The 20,655-nt window shown below is 68.8% G+C and carries 22 protein-coding genes; 16 read left to right on the forward strand and 6 right to left on the reverse strand.

Annotation, left to right across the window (positions count from 1 at the left end):
• Nucleotides 1-14: 14 nt before the first annotated feature.
• The 5 genes from AC1VVG_RS15685 to AC1VVG_RS15705 all read left to right on the forward strand — a co-directional run bounded on the left by AC1VVG_RS15685 (nt 15) and on the right by AC1VVG_RS15705 (nt 5,754).
• Nucleotides 15-1,853, forward strand: a complete 1,839-nt coding sequence (locus tag AC1VVG_RS15685; RefSeq protein WP_069706963.1) for an EAL domain-containing protein — start codon at nt 15-17, stop codon at nt 1,851-1,853.
• 364 nt (nt 1,854-2,217) lie between these two features.
• Entirely contained in the window at nt 2,218-3,237 is a 1,020-nt protein-coding gene (locus AC1VVG_RS15690; RefSeq protein WP_034189125.1) for a LacI family DNA-binding transcriptional regulator, read from the forward strand.
• Nucleotides 3,234-4,514 (forward strand): AGE family epimerase/isomerase, encoded by a 1,281-nt coding sequence (locus AC1VVG_RS15695; RefSeq protein WP_069706962.1) that lies wholly within the window; start codon nt 3,234-3,236, stop codon nt 4,512-4,514. The genes AC1VVG_RS15690 and AC1VVG_RS15695 overlap by 4 nt, the downstream gene beginning before the upstream one ends.
• The gene (locus AC1VVG_RS15700) at nt 4,511-5,419 is read left to right on the forward strand and encodes a carbohydrate kinase family protein (RefSeq protein ID WP_049031811.1); all 909 of its coding nucleotides are present in this window, start codon (nt 4,511-4,513) and stop codon (nt 5,417-5,419) included. The genes AC1VVG_RS15695 and AC1VVG_RS15700 overlap by 4 nt, the downstream gene beginning before the upstream one ends.
• A gap of 113 nt (nt 5,420-5,532) precedes the next feature.
• On the forward strand, nt 5,533-5,754 hold the full coding sequence (locus AC1VVG_RS15705; protein ID WP_021163760.1) for a hypothetical protein: 222 nt from the start codon (nt 5,533-5,535) through the stop codon (nt 5,752-5,754).
• A 26-nt stretch (nt 5,755-5,780) separates the two neighbouring features.
• Here AC1VVG_RS15705 and AC1VVG_RS15710 read toward each other — a convergent pair whose 3' ends face one another.
• Together AC1VVG_RS15710 and AC1VVG_RS15715 are read right to left on the reverse strand one after the other, a co-directional pair.
• Nucleotides 5,781-5,975 (reverse strand): DUF2905 domain-containing protein, encoded by a 195-nt coding sequence (locus AC1VVG_RS15710; RefSeq protein ID WP_006477606.1) that lies wholly within the window; start codon nt 5,973-5,975, stop codon nt 5,781-5,783.
• 12 nt (nt 5,976-5,987) lie between these two features.
• Nucleotides 5,988-7,178: a class I SAM-dependent methyltransferase gene (locus AC1VVG_RS15715; RefSeq protein ID WP_482835829.1), complete on the reverse strand. Its 1,191-nt coding sequence runs from the start codon at nt 7,176-7,178 to the stop codon at nt 5,988-5,990.
• A gap of 13 nt (nt 7,179-7,191) precedes the next feature.
• Between AC1VVG_RS15715 and AC1VVG_RS15720 the strand changes: the two genes are divergently transcribed.
• From AC1VVG_RS15720 to AC1VVG_RS15750, 7 genes are all read left to right on the forward strand, one after another.
• The gene (locus tag AC1VVG_RS15720) at nt 7,192-7,935 is read left to right on the forward strand and encodes an SDR family oxidoreductase (RefSeq protein WP_175868161.1); all 744 of its coding nucleotides are present in this window, start codon (nt 7,192-7,194) and stop codon (nt 7,933-7,935) included.
• Between the two features lie 75 nt (nt 7,936-8,010).
• Nucleotides 8,011-8,415 (forward strand): dihydroneopterin aldolase, encoded by a 405-nt coding sequence (locus AC1VVG_RS15725; RefSeq protein WP_034189120.1) that lies wholly within the window; start codon nt 8,011-8,013, stop codon nt 8,413-8,415.
• Nucleotides 8,412-9,404, forward strand: coding sequence for a tRNA 2-thiocytidine(32) synthetase TtcA (gene ttcA / locus AC1VVG_RS15730; RefSeq protein WP_034189119.1), 993 nt, complete (start codon nt 8,412-8,414; stop codon nt 9,402-9,404). Before AC1VVG_RS15725 ends, ttcA begins: the two co-directional genes overlap by 4 nt.
• A 135-nt stretch (nt 9,405-9,539) precedes the next feature.
• The gene (glmU, locus tag AC1VVG_RS15735) at nt 9,540-10,901 is read left to right on the forward strand and encodes a bifunctional UDP-N-acetylglucosamine diphosphorylase/glucosamine-1-phosphate N-acetyltransferase GlmU (protein WP_124609004.1); all 1,362 of its coding nucleotides are present in this window, start codon (nt 9,540-9,542) and stop codon (nt 10,899-10,901) included.
• 54 nt (nt 10,902-10,955) lie between these two features.
• Complete coding sequence (gene glmS / locus AC1VVG_RS15740; RefSeq protein WP_069707077.1) at nt 10,956-12,773, forward strand: glutamine--fructose-6-phosphate transaminase (isomerizing); 1,818 nt, start codon at nt 10,956-10,958, stop codon at nt 12,771-12,773.
• Between the two features lie 90 nt (nt 12,774-12,863).
• Nucleotides 12,864-13,316 (forward strand): NADH-quinone oxidoreductase subunit E, encoded by a 453-nt coding sequence (locus AC1VVG_RS15745; protein WP_034189116.1) that lies wholly within the window; start codon nt 12,864-12,866, stop codon nt 13,314-13,316.
• On the forward strand, nt 13,316-13,534 hold the full coding sequence (locus tag AC1VVG_RS15750; RefSeq protein ID WP_034189115.1) for a hypothetical protein: 219 nt from the start codon (nt 13,316-13,318) through the stop codon (nt 13,532-13,534). The genes AC1VVG_RS15745 and AC1VVG_RS15750 overlap by 1 nt, the downstream gene beginning before the upstream one ends.
• A 106-nt stretch (nt 13,535-13,640) precedes the next feature.
• Here the strand turns inward: AC1VVG_RS15750 and AC1VVG_RS15755 are convergent, their stop codons facing one another.
• Entirely contained in the window at nt 13,641-14,477 is an 837-nt protein-coding gene (locus AC1VVG_RS15755) for an FTR1 family iron permease (RefSeq protein WP_034189114.1), read from the reverse strand.
• Nucleotides 14,478-14,489: 12 nt separating this feature from the next.
• Nucleotides 14,490-14,822, reverse strand: a complete 333-nt coding sequence (locus AC1VVG_RS15760; protein WP_011353437.1) for a cupredoxin domain-containing protein — start codon at nt 14,820-14,822, stop codon at nt 14,490-14,492.
• A 334-nt stretch (nt 14,823-15,156) separates the two neighbouring features.
• On the opposite strand from AC1VVG_RS15760, the gene AC1VVG_RS15765 reads away from it, so the two are divergent.
• The gene (locus tag AC1VVG_RS15765) at nt 15,157-15,357 is read left to right on the forward strand and encodes a heavy-metal-associated domain-containing protein (RefSeq protein WP_011353438.1); all 201 of its coding nucleotides are present in this window, start codon (nt 15,157-15,159) and stop codon (nt 15,355-15,357) included.
• 60 nt (nt 15,358-15,417) lie between these two features.
• Here AC1VVG_RS15765 and AC1VVG_RS15770 read toward each other — a convergent pair whose 3' ends face one another.
• Together AC1VVG_RS15770 and AC1VVG_RS15775 are read right to left on the reverse strand one after the other, a co-directional pair.
• Nucleotides 15,418-16,908, reverse strand: coding sequence for an aldehyde dehydrogenase (locus tag AC1VVG_RS15770; protein WP_069707075.1), 1,491 nt, complete (start codon nt 16,906-16,908; stop codon nt 15,418-15,420).
• An 83-nt stretch (nt 16,909-16,991) separates the two neighbouring features.
• Nucleotides 16,992-17,543 (reverse strand): cupin domain-containing protein, encoded by a 552-nt coding sequence (locus AC1VVG_RS15775; RefSeq protein WP_482835830.1) that lies wholly within the window; start codon nt 17,541-17,543, stop codon nt 16,992-16,994.
• A gap of 413 nt (nt 17,544-17,956) precedes the next feature.
• Here AC1VVG_RS15775 and AC1VVG_RS15780 point away from each other — a divergent pair, with 413 nt between their 5' ends.
• The 3 genes from AC1VVG_RS15780 to AC1VVG_RS15790 all read left to right on the forward strand — a co-directional run bounded on the left by AC1VVG_RS15780 (nt 17,957) and on the right by AC1VVG_RS15790 (nt 20,618).
• Complete coding sequence (locus AC1VVG_RS15780; protein WP_072437498.1) at nt 17,957-18,181, forward strand: hypothetical protein; 225 nt, start codon at nt 17,957-17,959, stop codon at nt 18,179-18,181.
• A gap of 283 nt (nt 18,182-18,464) precedes the next feature.
• Nucleotides 18,465-19,250 carry a gamma-glutamyl-gamma-aminobutyrate hydrolase family protein gene (locus AC1VVG_RS15785; protein ID WP_482835831.1) on the forward strand — a complete coding sequence of 262 codons (786 nt, stop codon included), beginning with the start codon at nt 18,465-18,467 and terminating at the stop codon, nt 19,248-19,250.
• Between the two features lie 30 nt (nt 19,251-19,280).
• Nucleotides 19,281-20,618: a glutamine synthetase family protein gene (locus AC1VVG_RS15790; protein WP_034189111.1), complete on the forward strand. Its 1,338-nt coding sequence runs from the start codon at nt 19,281-19,283 to the stop codon at nt 20,616-20,618.
• Nucleotides 20,619-20,655: the final 37 nt, after the last annotated feature.

Raw genomic sequence — 20,655 nt, forward strand, 5'->3', positions numbered from 1 at the left:
GGCTGCCCTCGCCCATGCCCGCGCTCCCCACCGACTCCGCTGCCGCCCGCACCTCGCGCCTGATCGCGGATCGCGCGCTCGCGGCCGTCTTCCAGCCGATCGTCGACCTCCGGTCGGGGACGGTCGTCGGTTACGAAGGGCTGATCCGCGGCCCGCGCGGCACGGACCTCGAACCGCCCGCCGCGCTGTTCGCACAGGCCGCGCGCGAAGGCGAGACCATCGCGCTCGAGCAGGCCGCCGCGCTCACCTGCCTCGACGCGTTCGCGGCGCTCGGCTGCGACGGCAAGCTGTTCCTCAATTTCAGCGCCGGGACGATCCTCGCGCTCGCCAGCAAACGCGAGCGCGCACGGCAGTTCCTCGGCCGCGCGCGGGTCGGCGCCGAGCGCATCGTGATCGAGCTGACCGAGCAGAATGCGATGCCCGATGTCGCGCACATCGGGCCGGCGGTCGCGTCGCTGCGCGACGCCGGCGTCCAGTTCGCGCTCGACGACTACGGCACCGCGAACGCGAGCATGAACCTGTGGCTGCGCCTGCAGCCGGACGTCGTGAAGATCGACCGCTTCTTCATCCACGACATCGCGCGCGACCCGCTCAAGTTCGAGGCCGTGAAGGCGATGCAGCACTTCGCGCAGGCAAGCGGCGCGCAACTGATCGCGGAAGGCATCGAGAACGAATGCGACCTGATCGTCGTGCGCGACATGGGGATCTGCTGCGTGCAGGGCTTCCTGCTCGGCCGGCCGAACGCGCGGCCGTCGCGCGTCGTCGCGCCGGCCGCGCGCGACGCGATCCGCGCGCCGCACATCGCGGTGTTTCCCGGCGCGACGCGCTCGGTGCGGCCGGCCGGCACGATCGCCGGGAAGATGCTGGTGCCCGCGCCGGCGCTGCCGCGCGACGCGACCAGCAACGACGTGCTCGAGCTGTTCAACCGGATGCCCGACCTGCACGCGGTCGCGCTCGTCGAACGCGGGCGGCCCGTCGCGCTCGTGAATCGCCGCGGCTTCATCGACCGCTTCGCGTTGCCGTATCACCGCGAGGTGTTCGGGAAGAAGCCGTGCCTGCAGTTCGCGAACGACGCGCCGTTGATGATCGACAACGCAACGACGTTCGAGCAGCTCGCAAGTCTGCTCGCGAGCCACGACCAGCGCTATCTCGCGGACGGCTTCGTGATCACCGAACACGGCCGCTACGTCGGGCTCGGCACCGGCGAGAGCCTGGTGCGCGCGGTGACCGAGATGCGCATCGAGGCCGCGCGCTACGCGAATCCGCTGACATTCCTGCCCGGCAACATCCCGATCAGCGCGCACATCGACCGCCTGCTGCAGCGCGACGCCGGCTTTCACGCGTGCTACGTCGACCTGAACCAGTTCAAGCCGTTCAACGACCAGTACGGCTACTGGCAGGGCGACGAGGTGCTGAAGTTCGCCGCGACGGTGCTGGCCGGCGTGTGCGATCCGCAGCGCGACTTTCTGGGCCACGTCGGCGGCGACGATTTCCTCGTGCTGTTCCAGCGCGACGACTGGCGCGAACGCGCGGCCGACGCGATCGCGCGCTTCAACGACGGCGCGCGGCTCTTCTACACGCAGGCCGACCGGCAGGCGGGCGGGCTGCACGGCGAGGACCGCCACGGCAACCCGGCGTTCTTCGGCTTCGTGACGATGGCGATCGGCGCGGTCGGCGTACCGGCCGGCGCGCATGGCGCCAAACGGTACGGCAGCGACGAGATCGCATCGGTCGCGGCGCTCGCGAAGCGGCGCGCGAAACAGCAGCCGGACGGGCTGGCGGTCGTCGATCTCGACGCGGGCCGCGCCGCGCTGCGCCATCGCGGCGAACCGCCGGCCGCGGCGGCAGGCTGAGCGGCACGCGGCCGGCGGTTCGCGGCGGCACGGCCGCGTCTCGGGCGATGGCGACGGAGGTCCGCCCGCCGCCGCTGCACCGACCGTGGCGCACCGGCTGCCGGCCTGGCCGTGCAAGCCGTCGCGCATGCCGCCCGGACGTGCGAAGCCCGTTCGCTTCCGGCCCGCCTCCCGGCCGTGGCGCCTCGCACGCGCGCCTTGCCTTTTGCACGTTTTGTTTAGTATTTTTAGTAACGGCGTTTTCGCAGATTAGCCCTTAAAAACCCGTTATTTGCGGGTATTCCCCGGTTATCCGGCCCGAATTCCGCATCGGGTTTTACTATACAATCGCCCCCACCCTAAACAAACCGGACCCGAACGAACGATGGGTACGACCATTCGCGATGTGGCGCGAGCGGCAGAGGTCTCGATCGGCACCGTCTCGCGCGCGCTGAAGAACCAGCCGGGCCTGTCCGAAGCCACGCGGGCGCGGATCGTCGAGATCGCGCAGCGGCTCGGCTACGATCCCGCGCAGTTGCGGCCGCGCATCCGCCGGCTCACCTTCCTGCTGCATCGCCAGCACAACCGCTTTCCCGCCAGCCCGTTCTTCTCGCACGTGCTGCACGGCGTCGAGGACGCGTGCCGCGAGCGCGGCATCGTGCCGACGCTGCTCACGGTCGGCCCGAACGACGACGTGCTGCGCCAGATGCGCCCGCACGCGCCCGACGCGATCGCGGTGGCCGGCTTCATCGAGCCCGAGACGATCGAGGCGCTCGCCGCGACCGGCCGGCCGCTCGTGCTGATCGACCTGTGGGCGCCCGGGCTGCGCTCGGTCAACATCGACAACGCGACGGGCGCCGCGCTCGCGATGCGCCACCTGCTCGCCACCGGCCGCACGCGGATCGCGTTCATTGGCGGCTCGCCCGCGCACTACAGCATCGCGCAGCGCGCGATCGGCTACCGGCGCGCGTTCTTCGAAGCCGGGCGGCTGTTCGACCCCGCGTACGAAGTGACGATCGACGCGGGGCTCGATCCCGACACGGGCGCCGCGCGCGCGATGGAGCAACTGCTCGACGCGCCGGGCCCGCGCCCCGAAGCCGTGTTCGCGTACAACGACGCGGCCGCGCTCGCCGCGCAGCGCGTGTGCACCGCGCGCGGCCTGCGGATTCCGGACGACATCGCGATCGTCGGCTTCGACAACATCCCGGCCGCCGCGCACGCAAGCCCGCCGCTCACGACGCTGTCGGTCGACAAGGAGGCGCTCGGCCGCCGCGGCGTCGAGCTGCTGCTCGCCGAGTCGCCCGAGCGCACCGAGATCTCCCTGCCCGTCGAGCTGATCGTGCGGGCCAGCAGCCAGCCCGCCGGCTCGCCGGCACTCGATACCGCAACGGTCACCGAATCATGAACATGCCCCCGGTCCAACCCTGCACGGCCGCACCGGCCGCCCACACGCCAGACGCACCGTTCGTCGCGAGCTTCCGCGATCCGTCGTTCCTGCTGTCGCACATCGAGGACACGCTGCGCTTCTACGCGACGAACGCATTCGACCCGACGGGCGGCTTCTACCATTACTTCCGCGACGACGGCAGCATCTACAACCGCACGTCGCGCCACCTCGTCAGCAGCTGCCGGTTCGTCTTCAACTACGCGATGGCGTACCGGCATTTCGGCGACCCGCGCCACCTGGAATACGCGCGCCACGGGCTGCGCTTCCTGCGCGACGCGCATTGGGACGACGAACTGCAGGGCTACGACTGGGAACTCGACTGGCGCGACGGCGGCAAGCGCGCGACGCTCGACGGCGCGCGCCACTGCTACGGGCTCGCGTTCGTGCTGCTCGCGGCCGCGCATGCGACGATGGCCGGCATCGACGAGGCGCGCCCGCTGATCGCCGCGACCTACGAACTGGCCGAGCACCGCTTCTGGGATGCGGCCGCGGGCCTGTACGCGGACGATGCGACGCCGAACTGGATCGTGTCGTCGTACCGCGGCCAGAACGCGAACATGCACATGACCGAGGCGCTGCTCGCGGCGTACGAGGCGACCGGCCACCTCACATACCTCGATCGCGCGGAAAAGCTCGCGAGCCACGTCACGCAGCGCCAGGCCGCGCTGTCGGGCGGGCTCGTGTGGGAGCACTACCATGCGGACTGGTCGGTCGACTGGGATTACAACAAGGAAGACAGCTCGAACATCTTCCGCCCGTGGGGCTTCCAGCCCGGACACCAGACCGAATGGGCGAAGCTGCTGCTGATCCTCGAACGTCACCGCCCGCTCGACTGGCTCGTGCCGCGCGCGGCCGAGCTGTTCGACGCGGCGCTCACGCATGCGTGGGACGCCGACCACGGCGGCCTGTACTACGGTTTCGGCCCCGACTTCACGATCTGCGACCACAACAAGTACTTCTGGGTGCAGGCCGAAACCTTCGCGGCGGCCGCGATGCTCGGCGCGCGCACCGGCAGCGAGCGCTTCTGGGACTGGTACGACGAGATCTGGCGCTACAGCTGGGCCCATTTCGTCGATCACCGCTACGGCGCGTGGTACCGGATCCTCACCTGCGACAACCGCAAGTACAGCGACGAAAAGAGCCCGGCCGGCAAGACCGACTATCACACGATGGGCGCGTGCTACGACGTGCTCGCGACGCTCGCGCGCGCGCAACGCGGCGAACCGACGCAATGAGCGGCGGCACGTTTCCGGCTTTCGTGTCGGCGGGCGACATCCTGACCGACATGGTGCGCGCGGGCGATGCGCAATGGACCTCGGTGCCGGGCGGCGCCGGCTGGAACGTCGCACGCGCGGTCGCGCGGCTCGGCGTGCCGAGCGCGCTCGCGGGTTCGATCGGCGAAGACTGCTTCTCCGACGAACTGTGGCGCACGAGCGAAGCGGCCGGGCTCGACCTGCGCTTCCTGCAGCGGGTCGCGCGGCCGCCGCTGCTCGCGATCGTCCACGAGACCCGCCCGCCCGCCTATTTCTTCATCGGCGAAGCGAGTGCCGATCTCGCGTTCGATCCCGCACGGCTGCCGGCCGGCTGGGCCGACCACGTGAAATGGGCGCATTTCGGCTGCATCAGCCTCGTGCGCGAACCGCTCGCGGGCACGCTGGCCGCGCTGGCAGCCGAGCTGCACGCGCGCGGCGTGAAGATCAGCTTCGATCCGAACGTCCGGAACCTGATGACGGACGCGTACCGGCCGACGCTCGAGAAGATGGCCGCGCTCGCCGACCTGATCAAGGTATCCGACGAGGACCTGCGGCACCTGTTCGGCGGCGACGGCCCCGATGCGATCGCGGCGGTGCGCGCGCTGAACCCGCGCGCGGCCGTGCTCGTCACGCGCGGCGCGCAGGCGGCGACGCTCTACGCGGGCGGCGACGTGCTCGAGGCCAGCCCGCCGCGTGTCGAGGTGGCCGATACCGTCGGCGCGGGCGATGCGTCGATCGGCGGCCTGCTGTTCAGCCTGATGGCCGCCCCGCAGCGGTCGTGGCGCGAGCATCTCGTGTTCGCGCTGGCGGCGGGCGCCGCCGCGTGCCGGCATACGGGCGCGCACGCGCCGACGCTCGACGAGGTCGTCGCGCTGATCGAGCGCTGATAGCGGGACGGTGACCGGCCGCCGCGACCGGACGCCGTTCGGTCACCGATAAGCGGCGCTGTACATGCTGCGCCGCAGTGCTACGATGAAGTGTCCTTTTGCGGGAGAGCACGATGGACACGAACACGTTCACGAAAGGCATCTACACGGCCAAGGCGCATACCCAGCATGCGGGCAACGGGCAGTTTCAGGGTTACGTGATCCTCTCGCGCGACGACGGGGACGACACCGAGAACACACGTTACGACGTCCACTCGACGAGCCCCAGCGAGGAAGAAGCGTTCGACGAGGCGAAGGCGCTCGCGCACCGGATCCTCGGCGAGATCGAGCTGTAGCGCGCGCCCCCTCTTTCAGGCGCGGCTCAGAGCAGCCGCGCCACCATCGACAGCAGCATCGTCAGCACCAGCGTCGACATGAACGGGAACGGGTAGCGCCGCCCGCCGAGCGTCAGCGTGACGTCGCCCGGCATCCGCCCGATGCCGAGCTTGCCGAGCCACGGCCAGCAGCGCGTCAGGATCATCACCGCGATGAACGTCGTCAGCAGCCAGCGCAGCATGTCCGCCCTCGCTCAAAGCGCGTGCGAGCGGTCGCCGCGCGCGAACGCATCGAGCGTGCCGTCGATGCCGCGCGAAAACGCGATCACCTTGAACAGCTCGCCCATCTCGGCTTCCGAGATCAGCTTCTGCACCGCGTTCGCGGCCGGCAGGAACGCGCGGATGTCGGACGGATCGATCGCGGCCAGCGCGTCGGTGATGCCGGCGTTCAGCAGGAAGCGCGCCTGCGACGTGTAGCCGAGCAGGTCGGCGCCGGTCGCGACGGCCGCGTCGTAGATGCCGGTGAATTCGACGTGCGCGGTGATGTCCTGCAGTCCCGGGTACAGGAACGGGTCCTCGTGCGCCTGGTGGCGGTAGTGGCACATCAGCGTGCCGCGGTCGCGCTGCGGATGGTAGTACTCGTGCGCCGGAAAGCCGTAGTCGAGCAGCAGCACCGCGCCGCGCGCGAGCATCGTGCAGACGGTGCGCGTGAACGCCAGCGCGGCCTCGTGCGTCTCGGTCACGTAGCCGTCGCCGACGTCGAGCCCGGCGAGCGCCGGCGGCAGGCCGGCCGCGTCGGCGGGCCGGTCGTCGAACACGAACGCCTGGCGCGCGTCGAGCGCGACGCCGCGCTCGTGCCACGCGCCGCCCGCCTTCGCGAACAGCCGCACCGGCATCGCGTCGAGCACCTCGTTGCCGACCACGACGCCGTCGAACCGCTCGGGCAGCGCGTCGAGCCAGCGCACCTTCGCGGCCAGCGCCGGCGCGGCGGCCGCGATCGTGTCGCGCTGCCGTTCGCGCAGCTCGCCGGACAGGTCGACGATCAGGTATTCGTCGAGTTCGACGCGCTGCGCGTCGAGGGCGGCGAGCAGCCCGGCCGCGAGCTTGCCCGTGCCCGCGCCGAATTCCATCACGCGGCGCGTGTCGCTCGCCGCGAGCGCCTGCGCGACCGGTTGCGCGAGCGTTTGCGCGAACAGCGGCGACAGCTCCGGCGCGGTGACGAAATCGCTGCCGTCGTCGGCGCGGCGCCCGAACTTGCGGGCGCCGCCGCTGTAATAGCCGAGGCCGGGCGCATACAGCGCGCGCTCCATGAAGCGGTCGAACGGCAGCCAGCCGCCGGCCGCCGCGATCTCGTCGCGCAGTTGCGCGGCAAGGGTTTCGGACTGCGCGAGCGCGTCGGGGCCGGGAGCAGGTAAACTAGCGGGTTCGTGAGCTTTCGGGTTCATCCCGGCATTGTAAATGACCGTTTCAGCCGATACGTCGACCCCGCGCGTGGTGCTCGTCACGGGCGCCCTGGGCAGCGCGGCCGACGCCGCGTCGATCGGCCGCGCGCTCGCGACGGGGTTCGCCCGCCGCGGCTGGGACGTCGCGCTGCAGCGCGGCCAGGGCGCGCCGCGCGCGGCCGCCGATGCGCTTGTCGCCGACGTCGCCGCGCTCGGCCGCCGCGCGGTCGTGCTGGACGCCGATCTGGCCCTGGAAACCGATGCGGCCGCGCTCGTCGCCGCGTGCGGCGAAGCGCTCGGCCGGCCCGCGTGCGCGGTGTTCGTCAGCGCCAGCGCGGGCGCCGACGACGCGCGGACGATCGACGGCGCGTCGCTCGCCGGCGCGCTCGCGCGCAACGTGACGGCGCCGCTCGCGCTGGCCCGCGCGCTCGCCGATGCGACGCCCGACGCCGCGCGCGAGCATGAAGCGCTGCGCGCGTGCGCGATTCACGTGCTGGATCAGGCCCTGTTTCACCCGGCACCGGCGCAGCTGTCGCACGCGCTGATGCAGGCCGCGCTGAACCGCGCGACGTCAGCGCTGGCGCTGGCACTCGCGCCGAAGGTGCGGGTCGCGGCGCTCGTGCGCGGTCACGCGCCGCACGCGGACGACATCGCGGCGGCCGCCTGCTATCTCGCGAGCGCGTCCGGCGTCACGGGCGCGACGCTGACCGTCGACGGCGGCGAGCACCTCGTGCCGCCCGCCGCCGGCCCGAATGAATGAACCGCGCGGGCGCGGCCTGACCGCCGCCGCCCGCGCCGCTTTGCGTGCGCGCACGCCAATTTGACTGGGACGACCATGTTTTCCGCTCTCCTGCACCCCCGCCTCGCGGATTGCCGCAGGCTCTACCTGCGCGACTACGAGGTGCACATCAACATCGGGGCCTTCGAACACGAGAAGCGCGGCGAGCAGCGCGTCGTCATCAACGTCGACCTGTTCGTGCCGCTCGCGCTGTCCACCCCCGTCGACGACCGGCTGCATGAAGTCGTCGACTACGATCTGATGAAGCAGAGCGTCGCGCAATGCGTGGCGCGCGGCCACATCCACCTGCAGGAAACGCTGTGCGACGCGATCGCCGCGCACCTGCTGGCGCACGACACCGTGCGCGCGGTACGCGTCTGTACCGAGAAACCGGACGCCTATCCGGACTGCGACGCCGTCGGCGTCGAAGTCTTTCGCATCAAGGACGAGGAGCGCGCATGAACGCCCCCCACACGAATGACACGGCGGCCGCGGCCGCCACCCTCGACGACGCCGCGCCGGCCGGCCGCCAGGCGCTGACGCGCCGCGAGCAGAAGGAAGCGTACGAGAACAACAAGCTGTACAAGCGGATCGTGCGCCAGGTCGGCCAGGCGATCGGCGACTACAACATGATCGAGCACGGCGACAAGGTGATGGTGTGCCTGTCGGGCGGCAAGGACAGCTACGCGATGCTCGACGTGCTGCTGCGCCTGCGCGAGCGCGCGCCGATCGACTTCGACATCGTCGCGGTGAACCTCGACCAGAAGCAGCCGGGCTTCCCCGAGCACGTGCTGCCCGAGTACCTGAAGCAGGTCGGCGTGCCGTTCCACATCGAGAACCAGGACACCTACAGCATCGTCAAGCGGCTCGTCCCCGAAGGCAAGACGACCTGCTCGCTGTGCTCGCGGCTGCGCCGCGGGATCCTGTACCGCGTGGCCGGCGAGCTCGGCGCGACCAAGATCGCGCTCGGCCACCATCGCGACGACATCGTGCAGACGCTGCTGCTCAACATGTTCTACGGCGGCAAGCTGAAGGGGATGCCGCCGAAGCTGCAGTCGGACGACGGCAAGAACATCGTGATCCGCCCGCTCGCGTACGTGAAGGAAACCGATCTCGAGAAATACGCGGAGTTGCGCGAATTTCCGATCATCCCGTGCAACCTGTGCGGCAGCCAGCCGAACCTGAAGCGCGCGGAAATGAAGGCGCTGATCCGCGAATGGGACAAGCGCTTCCCGGGCCGCGTCGACAACATGTTCAACGCGCTCGCGAAGGTCGTGCCGTCGCACCTGATGGACACGACGCTGTACCCGTTCCAGTCGCTGCGCGCGACCGGCGAGGCCGATCCGCAAGGCGACATCGCGTTCGACGAGGAACCGTGCGCATCGGGCGACGATACCGCCGCGCCGGGCGCCGCCCGGCCGATCTCGATCGTCCAGTTCGACGACCTGTAAGCAGGGCCCGAACCCCGCCGGAACAAGGGCCCGCGGCCCCTGTTCCGGCGCTGTCGCCCCGCCGCGACAGGCCCGGAACGGCGGGGGCCGCATGCTAAAATGGACGGCTTCGAACTCCTCAGACAAGCTGGCGCCATGAATATCGTGATTTTGGCGGCAGGCACCGGCAAGCGCATGCGTTCCGCGCTGCCGAAAGTGCTTCACCCCCTGGCCGGCAGGCCGCTTCTCTCCCACGTCATCGACACCGCGCGCACGCTGCAGCCGTCCCGGCTGGTCGTCGTCGTCGGTCACGGTGCCGAGCAGGTCGAAGCCGCCGTCGCCGCGCCCGATGTCCAGTTCGCGGTGCAGGCCGAGCAGCTCGGCACCGGCCACGCGGTGCGCCAGGCCCTGCCGCTCCTCGATCCCGCGCAACCGACGCTCGTGCTGTACGGCGACGTGCCGCTCACGCGCGCGTCGACGCTGCAGCGCCTCGTCGATGCCGCGCGCGAGGGCCGCTACGGGATTCTGACCGTCACGCTCGACGATCCGACCGGCTATGGCCGCATCGTGCGCGATGCGTCGGGCTTCGTCACGCGCATCGTCGAGCAGAAGGACGCCTCGCCGGACGAGCTGAGGATCGCCGAGATCAACACGGGCATCATCGTCACGCCGACGGCCCAGCTGTCGATGTGGCTCGGCGCGCTGAAGAACGAGAACGCGCAGGGCGAGTACTACCTGACCGACGTCGTCGAACTCGCGATCGAGGCCGGCTTCGAGGTCGTCACGTCGCAGCCCGACGAGGACTGGGAAACGCTCGGCGTCAACAGCAAGGCACAGCTCGCGGAACTCGAGCGGATCCACCAGCGCAACGTCGCGGATGCGCTGCTCGCCGACGGCGTCACGCTCGCCGATCCGGCGCGCCTCGACGTGCGCGGCACGCTGCGCTGCGGCCGCGACGTGTCGATCGACGTGAACTGCGTGTTCGAAGGCAACGTGACGCTCGCCGACAACGTGACGATCGGCGCGAACTGCGTGATCCGCAACGCGTCGGTCGGCACCGGCACGCGCATCGACGCGTTCACGCACATCGACGGCGCCGAGCTCGGCGCGCACACCGTGATCGGCCCGTACGCGCGGCTGCGCCCCGGCGCGCAGCTCGCGGACGAAGCGCACGTCGGCAACTTCGTCGAGGTGAAGAACGCGGTGATCGGCCACGGCTCGAAGGCGAACCACCTCACCTACATCGGCGACGCCGACATCGGCGCGCGCGTGAACATCGGCGCGGGCACGATCACCTGCAACTACGACGGTGCGAACAAGTTCCGCACCGTGATCGAGGACGACGTGTTCGTCGGCTCCGACACGCAGCTCGTCGCGCCCGTGCGCGTCGGCCGCGGCGTGACGATCGCCGCCGGCACGACGATCTGGAAGGACGTGGCCGACGGCCTGCTCGCGTTGAACGAGAAGACCCAGACCGCGAAGAGCGGCTACGTCCGCCCGGTCAAGAAGAAGAGCTGAACCTTTTGCGGGTGCCCCGGCGGCGCCCGCGTCGACTTACAGGATTGACCATTCATGTGCGGCATTGTCGGCGCAGTTGCGCAGCGTAATATCGTTCCGGTGCTGATCGAAGGATTGCGGCGCCTCGAATACCGTGGCTACGACTCGTGCGGCGTCGCCGTGCTCGAGCCGGGCGCGCCGAAGCGCGCGCGCAGCGTCGCGCGCGTCGCCGATCTCGACACGCAGGTGCGCGAGTCGCATCTCGAAGGCACGACGGGCGTCGCGCACACGCGCTGGGCGACGCACGGCGCGCCCGTCACGCACAACGCGCACCCGATCTTCTCGTCGAACGCGCTGGCGCTCGTGCACAACGGCATCATCGAGAACTTCGAGCCGCTGCGCGAGGCGCTGCGCGCGAAGGGCTACGAATTCGTGTCGCAGACCGACACCGAGGTGATCGCGCACCTCGTGCACAGCCTGTATCGCGGCAACCTGTTCGACGCCGTGCGCGAAGCCGTGCAGCAGCTGCACGGCGCGTATGCGATCGCCGTGATCCACAAGGACCAGCCGCATACCGTCGTCGGCGCGCGCCAGGGTTCGCCGCTCGTCGTCGGCCACGGCGACGGCGAGAACTTCCTCGCGTCCGATGCGCTCGCGCTCGCGGGCAGCACCGACCGCTTCACCTTCCTCGAGGAAGGCGACGTGTGCGAGCTGTCGCTCGACGGCGTGACGATCGTCGATCGTCACGGCGCCACCGTGCAGCGCGAGATCCGCGTGGTCAGCGCGTACGGCGGCGCGGTCGAGCTCGGCCCCTATCGCCACTTCATGCAGAAGGAAATCTTCGAGCAGCCGCGCGCGATCGGCGATACCGTGCCGCAGACGGAAGCCTTCGACGCGACGCTGTTCGGCGACGCCGCGCCCGCCGCGTTCGCGGAGATCGACAGCCTGCTGATCCTCGCCTGCGGCACGAGCTACTACTCGGGCCTCACCGCGAAGTACTGGCTCGAATCGATCGCGAAGATCCCGACGCAGGTCGAGATCGCGAGCGAATACCGCTACCGCGAATCGGTGCCGAACCCGCGCCAGCTCGTGCTCGTGATCTCGCAGTCGGGCGAGACGGCCGACACGCTCGCGGCGCTCAAGCACGCGCAGTCGCTCGGCCACACGCACACGCTCGCGGTGTGCAACGTCGCGACGAGCGCGATGGTGCGCCTGACGGAAATGCAGTTCCTCACGCATGCGGGCACCGAGATCGGCGTCGCATCGACGAAGGCGTTCACGACGCAGCTCGTCGCGCTGTTCGTGCTGGCCGCGACGCTCGGCAAGCTCCGCGGGCACGTCGACGCCGCGCAGGAAGCGCAATTCCTGAAGGAGCTGCGCCACCTGCCGGCCGCGCTGAACAGCGTGCTCGCGCTCGAGCCGCAGATCATCGCGTGGTCGGAGGAGTTCGCGCGCAAGGAAAACGCGCTGTTCCTCGGCCGCGGGCTGCACTACCCGATCGCGCTGGAAGGCGCGCTGAAGCTGAAGGAAATCTCGTACATCCACGCCGAGGCCTATCCGGCCGGCGAACTGAAGCACGGGCCGCTCGCGCTCGTCACGGAAGCGATGCCGGTCGTCACGGTCGCGCCGAACGACACACTGCTCGAGAAACTGAAGTCGAACATGCAGGAAGTGCGCGCGCGCGGCGGCGAGCTGTACGTGTTCGCCGATGCCGATACGCAGATCGTCAACGACGACGGCCTGCACGTGATCCGGATGCCGGAACACTACGGGCAGCTGTCGCCGATCCTGCACGTCGTGCCGCTGCAGCTGCTCGCATATCACACCGCGTGCGCGCGCGGCACCGACGTCGACAAACCGCGGAACCTCGCGAAATCGGTGACGGTGGAGTAACGCAGGACGACCGGGATGGCCCGCGCCGGGCCCCCCCATCGCGCCGCGGTGCGAAGCAGGCCATTCGGCCAGGTCGAAGACGGAGAGACAATGGTAAGACTGATTGGATGCGGATTGCTGGCGCTGACGTTCGCGTCGACGGGCTGGGCCGCCGAGCATTACGTCGAGGTCTGGAACCCGCCCGAGGCACGACATCCGGCGGCCCGTACGCCGGCCGCGCGCACGGGCGCCGACGCGCGTACCGGCAAGAGCGCGGAGAAGCACGCGAGCGTCACGCCGAAAGCCCCCGCGAAGCCGCACAAGCGCCGTGTCGCGCAAGCCGTGAAAGCCGGCCCGCATCACCCGGCCGCCACCGCGACCGAAACGCCGGCCGCGCCGCGCCCCGTCGCACAACCCGCGCCGGGCCGCCTCACGGTGATGCACCCGGCCGGCTCCGACGAGACGCACGCGCTGGGCTTCTCCAACATCCCGCGTCAATACACGCCGGACGGCAACGTGCTGCAGGTCGGCACGCAGGGCCGCGCCGCGGAGGTGACTCGATAATGGAAGCGCAAACCTACCACGGCTACCAGATCTGGGGCCATGCGATCCTGCAGCAGGAGGAGATCATGCAGCCCGACCGCTTCGCGGCGAGCGGCACGATCACGCAGAACAACAAGCTGGTCGAGGCATCCGGCGTGCTCGGCGTCTTCGATACCGAGGACGAGGCGCGCGAAGCGGGGCTCGAATGGGCCCGCGCCTGGATCGACAGCCACCGCTGACCGGCCGCGCCACCGTACGCGTGCCGTGACGGTCGCGGCGCTCACGCAGCGCACATGAAAGAAGGGGCGTCGACGACGCCCCTTCTTTCATTCGAACCAGCAACGCTCAGGCGGTCGCGCGCGGCGGCCTCGCCACCTGCCGCGGCCGGCCGACGAGCCGGGCCAGCACGAGGATCGCCGCCAGCGTCGCGACGTACGCGGCGATCTGGATGCCCGCCGGACGCGCGGTATAGCCGATCAGCGTATGCAGCGCCTTGCCGACGATGCTCGACTCCTTGAGCAGCCACGACGTGTCCCAGATCGCGTCGCCCCACGACGGCACGAGCCCCGCGGCCAGCAGGAAGCCGACGCACTGGCTCGCCATCCCCGCCGCGAGCAGCACGATCAGCGCATTGGTGACGGAGAACAGGCGCTTCAGCGGAATCTGCAGCAGGCCCGCATACATCGCATAGCCGAGCCCGGCGCCGCCGAGCACGCCGAGCAGCCCGCCGACGATCATCTGCGGCGTCTGTCCCGGATCGCCCGCCGCGATCCCGTAGAGGAACAGCACGGCCTCGGAGCCTTCGCGCAGCACCGCGACACCGACCACGATGGCGAGACCCGTCAGCGGCCGGCGGCCGGCCGCGACGGCCCGGCCGACTTCGCCCATGTGCAGCGCCATCTCGCGGCCGTGCCGGCTCATCCAGATGCAGTGCCACGCCAGCATCAGCGTCGCGACGAACATCACGCCCGCGTTGAAGACTTCCTGCCCCATGCCGGACGCCCATTGCGAGATCACGTCGGCGAACGCCGCGATCAGGCCGGCGCCGATCACGCCGCCGACCAGCCCGCCGCTCACCCACCAGCCGCGCCGCGGCACGCCCTTCGTGGCGGCCATCACGATCGAGACCACCAGCGCGGCCTCGAGCACTTCACGAAAGACGATCAGGGCAGTCGACAACATGTCGGTTTCCGCTTACTTGACGGTCAGGTGCGTCTTCGACTGCGCTTCGTGATACTCGTCGTGGAACTCGTAGGTGCCCGCCTTCAGCGGCCCGACGAGGATCTCGACCGACTTGCCGGCCGGCACGACCTTCTCCGCCTTGAAGTCGTCGCTCTCGAATTCCGCGGGCGTCGCGTCGAGGTTCTTCACGACGAATTTCACCTTCTTGCCGGCGGGGATCGTCACGCCATCGGGCGAAAACTTGTGGTCCTTCAGGGTCAGGTTGACGACGTCGTCGGCAGCGAATGCGGACGTTGCCGATGCGCCCAGCAGGGCCAGCGCGAAGCCGAAAGCAAAACGATTCATGGTCGGAAACGGAGAACGGATCTTGAGGGGAATCGATACTAAGAGCGATTCGCATTTCCACAATGAATGCCCACGCTTCCAATATGGAAATAATGCTCCGTATCGTTTCACGGCATGTTGTCCGGAAAGGCTTTTCCCGACGCGCGACGCCGCGCGGCCACGGTCAATCGGGCCAAACACCGACCGGCATGCGCGGCGCCGCGCCGATTCGTCCGACCACCGCCCGACGCGTCATCCATCGGCCGCGCGGTATCCTGCACACAGTGCTTGACCTTCCCACCATGGCAAACTTCATGCTGACGGTGTTCGTCAATCGTCCACTCAGGAGAACACGATGGAATTCGAAGTGCAGGACATGACCTGCGGCGGCTGCGCCAATGCGATCACGCGTGCGGTGACGGCCGCCGATCCCGCCGCGAAGCTCGACATCGACGTCGCGGCGAAAATCGTCAAGGTCGAATCGGCGCAAGGCGCCGAGCGCGTGCAGTCGATCATCGAGGCCGCCGGCTTCCATCCCGCGCTGCGCGCCGCCTGACGCGCCCTCGTAAAGGCGGGCGCACCGCCGCACGGCGATGCGCCCGCACGCGGCAGCGCGTCAGCGCAGCCGGATCAGCGTCGACTTCAGCTCGGTGTATTTCTCGAGCGCGTGCAGCGACTTGTCGCGGCCGTTGCCCGACTGCTTGTAGCCGCCGAACGGGAAGTTCATGTCGCCGCCCTCGTCGTAGCAGTTCACCCACACGGTACCCGCACGCAGCCGGCGCGACACGTCGTGCGCGGTCGTCAGGTTCGACGTCCACACGGCCGCGGCCAGCCCGTATTCGGTGTCGTTCGCGATCCGCACGGCCTCGTCGACGTCGTCGAACACGATCACCGACAGCACGGGCCCGAAGATTTCCTCGCGCGCGATCTTCGCATCGGGCTTCACCTCGAACACCGTCGGCTCGACGTAGAAGCCGCCCGTCTCCTCCTTCACGCGCGCCCCGCCCGTGACGAGCCGGCCTTCGCCGCGCCCCGCCTCGATGTATCCGAGCACGCGTTCGAGCTGGATGCCGTCGACGATCGCGCCCATCGACACCGACGGGTCGAGCGGGTTGCCCGGCACGTACGCGCGGGCGGCCGCGACGAGCTTCTCGATGAAGGCGTCCTTGATGTCGCGATGCACGAGCAGCCGCGACCCGGCCGTACACATCTCGCCCATGTTGTAGAAGATCGCGCCGGCCGCCGTTTGCGCGGCACGGTCGAGATCGGGGCAATCGGGCAGCACGATGTTCGGCGACTTGCCGCCGAGCTCGAGCCATGCGCGCTTCAGGTTCGACTGCGCCGCGTACTGCATGATCAGCTTGCCGACGGCCGTCGAGCCCGTGAACGCGATGCAGTCGACGTCGCGATGCAGCGCGAGCAGCTTGCCCGGTTCGCCCGCGCCCGGCACGACGTTGAACACGCCGGCCGGGATGCCGGCTTCGAACGCGAGCTGCGCGACGCGGATCGCGGTCAGCGGCGATTTCTCCGACGGCTTCAGCACGACGCTGTTGCCGGCCGCGAGCGCGGGGCCGAATTTCCACGCGGCCATCAGGATCGGGAAATTCCACGGCACGACGGCCGCCACCACGCCGACCGGCTCGCGCGTGACGAGACCGACCAGATGATGATCGGCCGGCGCGACCTCGCCGCCGACCTTGTCGATCGCTTCCGCGAACCATTCGACGCAGTACGCGGCGCCCGGCACGTCGACCGTCGTCGTGTCGCCGATCGGCTTGCCCGCGTCGAGCGTCTCGAGCAGCGACAGTTCGTCGAGATGCTCGCGCATCAGCGCGGCCCAGCGCAGCAGCACGGCCTTGCGTGCGCGCGGGTTCAGGCCGGCCCATACGCCTGCGTCGAACGCCCGGCGTGCCGCCGCGACGGCTGCGTTCACGTCGGCTTCGCCGCAGTCGGCGACCTTCGCGAGCACGCGGCCGTCGATCGGGCTCACGCAGTCGAACGTCTTGCCGCCGTGCGCGTCGCGCGACGCGCCGTCGATGAATGCGCGCCCTTCGATCCGGAGCGACGCCGCCTTGTCCTGCCAGTCAGCCAAAGTCAACTTGTTCATCAGGATGCCTCAATGTTGTGACATTCGCGGTGCGCCGCGCACCTGACGCGCGGCCGGCCTGCAGCGAATGCGATGACGCGCGGTCAGAAGGTCGCCGGCGAATTGGCCGAGACGACCTCGCAGATCAGTTCCGAGCTGGGATTGCGAAAACGGTGCGGCAAACGGCTTTCGAAGTAGTAGCCGTCTCCGGGGTCGAGCAGCCACGTCGCGCCGTCGACGGTCAGCTCGAGCCGGCCCGACACGACGACACCGCCCTCGTGCCCCGCATGCACGAGCATCTCGGGGCCCGTGTCGGCGTGCGGCTGATAGATCTCGCGCAGGATGCACATGTTGCGGTCCTTCACGCTCGCGCCGACCAGATGAAACGCGAGCGTGTCGTTGCCGAGGTTCGGCATCTCGTCACGACGCGACACGACCGAGCGCGACTCGACGAGCTCGAACGTGAAGAACTCCGCCAGACTCATCGGTATGCATTCGAGCAACTTCTTCAGCGATCCGACCGACGGGCTCACGCGCCCCTGTTCGATCAGCGAGATCGTGCCGTTGGTCACGCCGGCCCGCTTCGCGAGTTCGCGCTGCGACAGGCCATGCTTGTTGCGCACGAAGCGCAGGCGCTCGGCGACTTCGGTGGACATCGATTCGGTTTCGGACACGATAGGTGCGATGACAAAGTGAAACGACGCAGTGGACAGCCGTTGAATATTCTAATCACTTTATGCCGCAGATCAGCGGGGAAAACCCTGAAAGGCGTTCGAAATAATGAACACCTCGCCGACTATTCCGTTTGCGAATCTTTTGTTCGCACTGCTCGGGAAAGCCCTGATGCAGGACCGTTAAAAAACATTTGACGCCGTTTTTGGCTCGTATATGCTGGCTCTCAGGTCAGCGTCATTTTGTTTTCACAGGCAGCAAAAAGCGTTATTGCAACGCAAAAATTGATGCCCATCAATGTAAATGACGCATAACCGGCGCCTTGATTATTTTAAACGCCCAGCGCGTTGAAAAGATCGGGTGTTCAATACTTTCAACAACCCAGTCGAGTGTAATCGTGAGAGTCCGTGGCCCTCTGGTGAGGTGGGATCGTAGCGTGGCGCGAAGTTCGCGCAGCGCGGCATCCCCTTCCGATGGCAGTTGCGGCTGGCATAGTCCTCGCCTGCAGCATCTGTCGATCTACACCATCCTGTCTCGTCGTTCCGTTCGGCGCCACAACGCCGTATCCGCACGCGCATTCGTCGCCGTCGATACCGACGAAGTGGCGTCGCTGCTGCCGTAGCGCCTCTCCTTTCTTTACGCCGTTCGTTTCATCCGCTGATTCGCCAACCGCATGGTCCGTGCGGTGACGGAACGCGTTCGCGCATTCGTTGCCGCGTCGCGTGTCGCAATGAAACGAACGACGGCCTGATCGTCGCGCGCAGCGCGGATCGCCACGCCATCCCGTTGCGCCCATTCACCAGCGGCCTTGCGCCTTGCGCCAGGCTGCGGGGCTGTTGCACGCCCGCGTTTCGCGCCGTCCGGCGAGCCGCACGCAACAACCCTCTGGATAGCTGATAGACGTCATGGAAAGGAAACCCCTCGTCGGCATCACCGCCGACCTCACGCAAATCGGCGCACACGCGTCGCACACGGTCGGCGACAAATACGTCGCCGCGATCGTCGACGGCGCGCACTCGTTCGCGATGGTGCTGCCTGCAATCGGCGAGCGCCAGTCGGTCGACGACGTGCTCGCCACGGTCGACGGGCTGCTGTTTACCGGCAGCTATTCGAACGTCGAGCCGCACCGGTACGGCGGCGAACCGAGCGCGCCCGGCACGAAGCACGACCCGGCACGCGACGCGACGACGCTGCCGCTGCTGCGCGCGGCGATCGCCGCGGGCGTACCCGTGCTCGCCGTCTGCCGCGGCTTCCAGGAGCTGAACGTCGTCTGCGGCGGCACGCTGCACCAGCGCGTGCATGAAGTGCCGGGCCTCGCCGATCACCGCGAGGACGACGACGCGCCGATGGACACGCAATACGGCCCCGCGCACGTCGTGCGCCTGACGCCCGGCGGCCGGTTGCATGCACTCGCCGGCGGCCGCGACGAAGTGCACGTGAACTCGCTGCACAAGCAGGGCATCGCGCAGCTCGGCTCCGGCCTCGCCGTCGAAGCCGTCGCGCCGGACGGCCTGATCGAGGCCGTCAGCGTCGTCGACGCACCGGCTTTCGCCCTCGCCGTGCAATGGCACCCCGAATGGCGCCATGCGCAGGACCCGCTGTCGAGCGCGATCTTCCGCGCCTTCGGCGATGCCTGCCGCGCCCGCCGCACTGCCCGCACGCGCGCCATGGCCGCCGCCGCGCTCGCCTGAGCGCGCCGCCCCAAACCCACGAGAACAGACATGCAAGACATCGAAGATTTCCTGAAGCAGCACCGGATCACCGAGATCGAAGCGATCATCCCCGACATGGCCGGCATCGCGCGCGGCAAGATCACGCCGCGCAACAAGTTCACGTCCGGCGAATCGATGCGCCTGCCGCAGGCCGTGATGGTGCAGACCGTCACCGGCGAATATCCGGAAGACGGCTCGCTGACCGGCGTGACCGACCCCGACATGGTGTGCGTGCCCGACACGTCGACGATCCGCCTGATCCCGTGGGCCGTCGACCCGACCGCGCAGGTGATCCACGACTGCGTGCACTTCGACGGCTCGCCGGTCGAGATCTCGCCGCGCTACGTGCTGCGCCGCGTGCTCGACCTGTACAAGGCGAAGGGCTGGAAACCCGTCGTCGCGCCGGAGCTCGAGTTCTATCTCGTCGACATGAACAAGGACCCGGACCTGCCGCTGCGTCCGCCGGTCGGCCGCACGGGCCGCCCCGAAACGGGCCGCCAGTCGTATTCGATCGAGGCCGTCAATGAGTTCGATCCGCTGTTCGAGGACATCTACGAGTACTGCGAATCGCAGAACCTCGACATCGACACGCTGATCCACGAAGTCGGCGCCGCGCAGATGGAGATCAACTTCATGCACGGCGACGCGCTGTCGCTGGCCGACCAGGTGTTCCTGTTCAAGCGCACGGTGCGCGAGGCCGCGCTGCGTCACAACATGTACGCGACCTTCATGGCCAAGCCGATGGAGGACGAACCGGGTTCGGCGATGCACGTGCACCAGAGCATCGTCGACGAGGAAACGGGCCAGAACCTGTTCACGTCGCCGGAAACCGGCGGCGCGACGTCGATGTTCTACAACTACCTCGCGGGCCTGCAGAAGTACACGCCGGCGCTGATGCCGATCTTCGCGCCGTACATCAACTCGTACCGCCGCCTGTCGCGCTTCATGGCCGCGCCGATCAACGTGCAGTGGGGCTACGACAACCGCACGGTCGGCTTCCGCATCCCGCACTCGGGCCCGTCGGCACGGCGCATCGAGAACCGCATCCCGGGCGTCGACTGCAACCCGTACCTCGCGCTCGCCGCGACGCTCGCGGCCGGCTATCTCGGCATGACGCAGCGCCTGGAGCCGACCGAGCCGCTCGTCAGCGACGGCTACGACCTGCCGTACCAGCTGCCGCGCAACCTCGAGGAAGGGCTGACGCTGATGGCCGCGTGCGAACCGCTCGGCGAGATCCTCGGCCACAAGTTCCTGAAGGCGTATTTCGCGTTGAAGGAAACCGAATACGAAGCGTTCTTCCGCGTGATCAGCTCGTGGGAACGCCGCCATCTGCTGCTGCACGTCTGAACGTGCGCGCAACCGAATACGGAATCACGGAGGAAAC

It is taken from the genome of Burkholderia sp. L-4 (assembly GCF_056856535.1).